The sequence below is a fragment of the Collinsella sp. HCP3S3_E11 genome (genome assembly GCF_052067375.1).
Taxonomy (GTDB): Bacteria; Actinomycetota; Coriobacteriia; order Coriobacteriales; family Coriobacteriaceae; genus Collinsella.
In genome coordinates this window covers 1-2161 of record NZ_JBQHQI010000027.1, presented here as the reverse complement: position 1 = coordinate 2161, position 2161 = coordinate 1, and the positions used below count along the sequence as shown (strand labels likewise).

General features: G+C 54.9%; 2 protein-coding genes. Both read right to left on the bottom strand.

Annotation, left to right across the window (positions count from 1 at the left end):
- Positions 1–665 precede the first annotated feature (665 nt).
- Complete coding sequence (locus ACTM86_RS08885; RefSeq protein WP_441017474.1) at positions 666–1790, bottom strand: aminotransferase; 1125 nt, start codon at positions 1788–1790, stop codon at positions 666–668.
- 261 nt (positions 1791–2051) lie between these two features.
- A partial coding sequence (locus tag ACTM86_RS08880; RefSeq protein ID WP_148332920.1) for an arginine deiminase family protein occupies positions 2052–2161 on the bottom strand: 110 nt, incomplete at its 5' end.

Sequence of the window (2161 nt, the reverse complement as noted above, 5' to 3'; positions counted from 1 at the left end):
CAGGTTGAGGAGCTCGTCGCCGGGACGGTGCAGGCAGACCTTCCTGAGCTTGCCGATCTCGGAAGGCACGTGCAGACCTTTCGTCATGGCCTCCTACCTTTCTTTCGGGCCCTTGTCAGGGCCGATTCGTTAGCGCCCCTCCGTGTGAGGCGTTATTGCTGACGACATATTTATATCCAAAATCAACCCATACTTCCACCTTGCCCCCGAACGGTTTTTTATAGGGGGTGAACGGCATACACATATACTTCACGCATGGCACACTTCATCTTAATAAAGTGTATTTACGTGCTTAAACGCGTTTTCAATCCAAAAATCAAATGGAACTAAACTTTGTTAAACCACCCTCATATTGCATATTTCGTGCAACGATATGAATAGAATTCGCAATTCTTGCTGCATCTCAACCATTTTGAGTTTTATTCAAAAAAAAGTTCTTCCTATTCATTTTTTGCAAACAGATTACCGTTTACCAGACGTTGAATACCGTTCACCGGAAGCTTAGTATAAGGCCCGTCGAATACCCGATCGATCTTGCGTCTCCATTTGTAACAACTTGACTTTTCCGGCGGCAAAGACAAACAGACCCGCCCCCAAAAGGGGCGGGTCTGCATTCGGTACACCTAGGGCCAAGTAAGGTTTAGGCCTTCGCGGGCCTCAAGAGATTAGCAATCGAACTCGGCCAGTGCCTCGCCTAGAAGCCTCAAGCCCTCGCGAAGAACATTTTCGCTCGCGCAGTAGCCCAGGCGTGCGCCGCAGGGAAGCTCAAAACGGCTGCCGGGCACCAGCAGCACTCCCCTCTCGGACAACAGGCGCTTGCAGAACTCCTCGTCGTCCTCGGGAATATCAAGCTGGATAAACGAGGTAGACACGCCCTGTGGGGCCGTCCAGGAAACGCGATGTTGCGTATCGATCCAAGCCTGCGCGATATCGCGATTGCCAGACACGATCCTGCGGTTGCGCTCGAGAATCTTGTCCTTGTGCTCAAGCACATAGGTCGCCAGGGCATCGTTGAACACGCCGCCGCAGATCATGGTGTAATCGCGATAGGTGCGGATGCGATTGGACACCTCTTCGTCGGCCACGACCCAACCCACGCGGGCTGCAGGCGTCGAATAGGTCTTAGACACCGAGTTAGTGACAATGGCCTTCTCATACACGTCGGCCATCGACATAAAGGACTCGGTGTTCTCGAGCGGCAGATACACCTCGTCACACAGCACGTAGGCGCCCACCGAACGGGCAATCTCGGCAATCTGACCGAGCGTATCGGCATCAAGCACCGTACCGATGGGGTTCGATGCGTTATTGATGCAGATGAGTTTCGTGTTGGTTCGAACGAGGCGCTTGAGCTCCTCGATATCGGGTTTCCATCCGAGCTCCTCGCGAAGCTCCCAATACTCGACCTCGGCGCCCAGTGTACGCGGGATCTCGTAGAGCGGCGCATAGGTAGGCCACTCGGCAATCACGTGGTCGCCGGGCTCGACAACGGCCATGATGGCGTTGAGGTTGGCACCCGTGCAGCCATTGGTCTGAAGAATGTGATCGGGATTGACCTCGCGACGATAGAGCTTGGCGACCTCGGCCTTAAAGTCGGGCGAGCCCTCGATCCAGCCGTAGTTCATCTTCTCGCGGTCCAGGCGCTCGTAGAAGGTAGCGCCGTCCTGCTCGTCGAGCGCGCGCAACTCGCCCATGGTAAGCGACGAGATCGTCGACTGGGCGATATCCCACGTAGCGCTCTTCTCCCAAACGTTGAGCCATTCCTCAACGCCGATTGTCTTGATATCCATGGCTAGGCTCCAATCGCTAGAACACGGGGATGATGCCGGCAAAGGTCATGGGAATCGAGATGATGCCCAAAAGGCAAAGAAGCCGACACCGTTGGGGGGTATCAACGTGACTGCCCCTGGTCATATGGGCCGCCTTATCTGATGTTAATTAAGCTTCATTAAACAAGAATGGGGCGGTGCGAAAACCCGCACCGCCCCATTGGAAGACATCTAATGGCAGCTAGATGTTTGTATTAAGACCCGTACGGATCTTTGAAAACCTTAGAGGTCCTCGCGCCAGAAGGGCATGCTCATGCAGCGCGGGCCGCCACGGCCGCGGGAGAGCTCGGCGGAGGGCACGACGAGAAGGTCCAGGCCCTCCTTGTACAGCA